This window comes from Candidatus Poribacteria bacterium (assembly GCA_021295755.1).
Lineage (GTDB): Bacteria > Poribacteria > WGA-4E > WGA-4E > PCPOR2b > PCPOR2b.
Genome location: JAGWBT010000074.1, coordinates 1 through 4871 on the forward strand (window position 1 = coordinate 1; position 4871 = coordinate 4871).

Consider the following 4871-nt stretch of genomic DNA (forward strand, 5'->3'; position numbering starts at 1 on the left):
TCCCCCCTGACAAGGGGGGTTAGGGGGGTTAAAAGTTTGCACACGAAGGGAGATTGAGGATTTTTAACCTATAGTAGATCCTGGAATTAATGAGACACTCCAAACCGGTGCGGTTGGAAACCGCACCCACCGGGGGACGAAAGTGTTTATTTATAGTGGATCTTAGAATTAATGAGACACTTTCAATGCACAACCAACCCCCTAAATCCCCCTTGTCAGGGGGACTTACAAAAAAAAAGCCGTTGAATGCCCCAAGATGAGGCACCCAACGGCAAGGTCGGGCAAGATGCCCGACCTACGGGTTATTTGTGAGGTACAAGGTTACTTCAGAATGACCATTTTACGGGTCGCTGAGAAGTCACCTGCACTCAGGCTATAGAAGTAAATGCCGCTAGCAACCTGTTCACCGAAACGGTTACGACCATCCCAGTAGATTGCTTTCGATCTCGACTCATAGACTGCCGCACTTTGATGTCCGACATCAATGCTGCGCACCACTGTACCGTTCACATCATAGATGGTCAACGATACGTCAGCATCTTCTGCTAGACGATACGGAATCCACGTCTCTGGGTTGAACGGATTCGGATAGTTTCGAAGCAGCTCCGTCTCTGCCGGAATCTCATACGCGATGAGGTCTTCCAGCTCAAGGATACCGCTCTTCACATCGTCAGTCGTTACGATATGACGCACCGGTGTGACACCAATCAACGGACTCGGTGAATCAGCAGAAATCTCAAGGACATCGCCAATCCGTGCCGCGTTTCCAGCCTTCAGGTCAACAAAGGTCATGTTGTAACCCTCTGCCGTTTCGACGGAGGTGACCCTGCTGAGCGAGGCTTTGGTTGATAGGTTTTTCACCTTGACACGGAAACCTTCCCGCGCCAGTCCGGTGACTTCGTCAACGACAGCACCGTTGACATCAAGGACAGCCGTTTGACCGTCAACACTGTATCCAGCGAGCGCAATCGGTGCAGCACCAGCCATACCGCTGTAGGTCCAGCCATCACCAAGGAGGGTGGCAGTCCCAGCGGCAGACGCTGTTACCAGATATGCCGCATCGCCCATGACAGCCGCATCGGTTGTGTCTGAGACCAACTCAAATCCACCATCAGTCGAAATGACGATGGTTGAGACGACACCTTCATCAAACAGACCTGCGATGTCGCTGACATTGGTTACTCTCGGATCATTGACAGGCAACCCGATGAGATTAGAACCTGCTTGCAGGCTTATCATCGATGCGCCGCTATCCCACGCTTCGCCTTCAAGGGTAAGCGTTGTTGCCGAACCCATTGAAAGGACGACGCCGAGGTCAGCGGTGATTGCCACATCGTCGCTCCTGCTATTCCATGAGCCAGTCGCGTGGTCATAGACAATCACTAGACTGACGGCATCCCCAAGCTTCATCTTGAGATCGCCAACGGTGTCAAGTCCTTCGACATCCAACGGCACGTGGTACAGGCTGATACCTGACGGTATCATACTGGTGTAGGACAGTGTGTTTTTCAACTCAACTGTCGCCTCACCCATTCCGCTGTTGCCAGCAGCGTCCATCGCTGTCACAGTGACGGTTTTCGAGCCATTTGCATTCTCGTTTTCATCACTGATTGTGACGGAGGCACTGTAGGCACCATCGTCTCCCATCGCCAATGCGACCGGATCGGTTTGGGTGGAATCGAGCATCGAGACATCTGCCATCACGGAGGAGATCGCGCTTGCGTCCGTAACCGTAGCAGAGATCATCACCTCATCGCCATTTGCAGCACTCTCTGGCGCTGTGACCGTTACGGTCGGCATGGTGCTGTCAATGGTCAACGCATCTGCCACCATCATCGTGGTAGTTGCATCCGCATTGAGTGTGACGCTGACATCGTACATACCATCGGCGTGCTGATCCGCAACGACCATGAAGGAACCGCTATATGAGCCAGCTTCATCCTCCATCATCGCCTTATCGGTGACAATCGAACCGACAGAGAACATCGCCATTTGACCGGCGGTGCCCATCGCGCTGACGGTTACTGTCTCACCCGCCATAGCGAGTGCGGGCGAAACCATAATGCTGCCTTCGGTAATTGTCGCTGCCTCGGGATCGGGCGCAGCGGCGGTAACTGTAACATCCTGTGAAGCCGTTGTGAGACCCGGTGCGGTCGCTGTGATAGTCGCTGTTCCACCGGTTGTATCCGTGTAGTAGACCATCGCAGAGGTATCGCCGCCAGCTATGGTAACAGTAGCACTTTCTGTACCAGCCTCACCAGCCATCATAGAGAAGGCACCGGTTGTTGATGTCGATGTCAGGGTGACCGTCGCATCATTGTTCATCGCAACGGCATCCCCATCGGCATCTCGCAGCCCGACGGTGATTCCAAGCGGCATCGCACCTTCATCTGCCGAAACGGTGCCGGCACTTTCAAGTGAGAGCATGCTTGGTGTGGAGTCTTGGACACGAACCTGCACGCTGTCCGCAATCGGCTTACCATCAAAGATCAGCACAAAATTGGACACTTCATTCGTTGCAGGGGCATCGGCGTTCTCGTAGGTGAAGATTATCTCATCACCCGCTTCCACCTCAAGTCCACCCTGTTTCACACGGGCGACCATATCCATGCCGATTGGATCCAGTTTTTCCACACTCGTCGTGGTCTCCGCGCCATTGGACCGGTGCACAACAGTATAGGTTCCCATACTGTCAGCAGAACTCGCCGCATTGCTCGGTGCCGTCCAACTGCGGGGGACCTGCACACGGAACTCACGCGGCGCGTCAGTCCAACCAGCTGCGGTGTAGGTAAATTGGATGTTCACACCGGTCGCACCGGCTTCGACAATCCTTGGCGAAACCATACCCATACCGGAACCCGCTCGTGCATGACCAACAGCTACGGTGAGCATCGTATCTTCACCGGAGACACCCGCAAACGAATCACCGGCGGCACCACCGTTGACAGCGACAGCAAACGAAGTATCCCCCGGCTCCACTGTCGGATCCGGCGTCACATCACCGGTATAGCTAAACGTCACCTGACCGCCTGCCATCAGATTGACACCGTCAACCATCGCCATCTGAGCGTCAAAGGTCGGCGTCATCGCATCCATGCCAACCATGACCGTCACGTTGTCAGCGGTCGGTGCTGACCAACCTGTGGGAACAGTCAGTCGAACCGAGCCAGCAACCATTTGACCCGCTGCGGTGTAGACGACGGTAAACTCACGGTCCATATCGCCGGCATGTAAGTCATCGCCCTCATACGCAAGGACCGCTTTCCCTTTGCCACTCGCCTGAGGTCCGACCTTCACCGTCGGTTGCATCCGGATAGGCGTCGGGTTACCATCGGCATGACCCTTCATCTCAATCTTGAAGGCATCCGTGCCCACTACAGTCGAAGCCATCGCACGACCCGTGTCGGTCGCACCATAGTTGATTTTAATGGTGTTCGCTTTGTCAAGCGAAAAGATAGGTATCGTGACAGTGAATTGACCGTTGTCCGTAGCGGTGCCGAGACCGACACCCTCCACTTCGGTATACCCCGGATTCCCCACTTCTTCCACCTGTGGCATACTCCAACTCGACGGAACGGTGAATCGCAGCTCGCCATCTTCGATGGTCTGGCTTGGGGTGTAGGTAAACACCAACTTCACATTGTCATCGGCAGCGCGGACCTCTGCGACATCAACGACCGCAGTACCCGTGCCATCCAATGCACTCGTTACTTTCATTTGCAAGACACCGGGGGCATCTCTATAAACCTTGCCCGTCTTATCAGGGTTCCTTATCTTCTCTCTGCCTTCGTACTTATAGGCTGCCGCATCGGGCGGTGTAATTGCGGCGAAAACCCCGTCTCCATCCCCATCGGTTTTAATCACGAACTGGGCAGTCCCAACGGAGTCCTGGACTTCCACACCGTTGTTGTCAGCCCCAGTGCCACCGCCAAGGATAAACCGGAAGCTGCCGCCGTTGGCAAGTTTACTAATCTTCGCTATCGCAATTCTGCTCCCGACCTCCACTGAGTCGACACCAGCACCACGCGTCGTTAGATAATTCCGCTTGGTCGGATCGTTCTGCATATCTCCCCAACCCGTTGGAATCTCAAGGCTTACTGCTCCGCCGTCCATCGTGCCGACTGCGGTGAAGGTAAACTCTATCGCACGGTGGTTACTGCCCGCTTCAATCGAGGACGGCGATAGCGTCGCAGTACCCGTGCCGTCGCCGATGTTGCCTATCGTTACGGTAACAGTCCCCGCCGTCCGCGTACTCGCACTTGCTGAGGTCCTAAAGGTACCGGTCACGTCTACTTCACCTGACACATCACTTAACACGGCTACTTTACCGTCATCACCTGCATGACCATACGTCACCGTGACAGTCCCCCCAACATCAAGGTTCTTGATGCCAGCGGTGATTGTACCACCGGAGGATACCGTGGGCTTCAGGGCTTGATCTGTTTCAAGAGTACCATTTGAAATACCGACATGCACCCGCCCGTTTGCCCCTGGGGTTATCGTGGGCGCACTTCCCAAAGCAGAGGGGATGGTCACCGAAACACTACCATTTCTAATGGCGGTGCCTTCCGCAGTAAATCTGAACACAATGGTCGATTCACTTCCGGCGTCGAAGGTGTCGTCGCCTACGATTTCAAACTTAACCGCGTCCCCAGAGGTTTTCACAACGGAGAACACAGGCAGCTCATCGCCATCGATATCCCCATTGTCCATCAGCATGACCCCACCAACGTTCACTGCCCAACTACGCTCACCAACCTCTGGTATGATATCGACCCGCTGAATCTTGACCGTCAACGTTTTATCTTTATCAACGTCAACATTTGTCCACTTAATAGTTTTATTATCATCATTTATTGACAAATTATCAG

At 54.2% G+C, this 4871-nt stretch carries 1 protein-coding gene; it reads right to left on the bottom strand.

Features of this window, described 5'->3' with window-relative positions:
- Positions 1-321 precede the first annotated feature (321 nt).
- Positions 322-1647: a T9SS type A sorting domain-containing protein gene (locus J4G02_12100; GenBank protein MCE2395321.1), complete on the bottom strand. Its 1326-nt coding sequence runs from the start codon at positions 1645-1647 to the stop codon at positions 322-324.
- Positions 1648-4871 lie beyond the last annotated feature (3224 nt).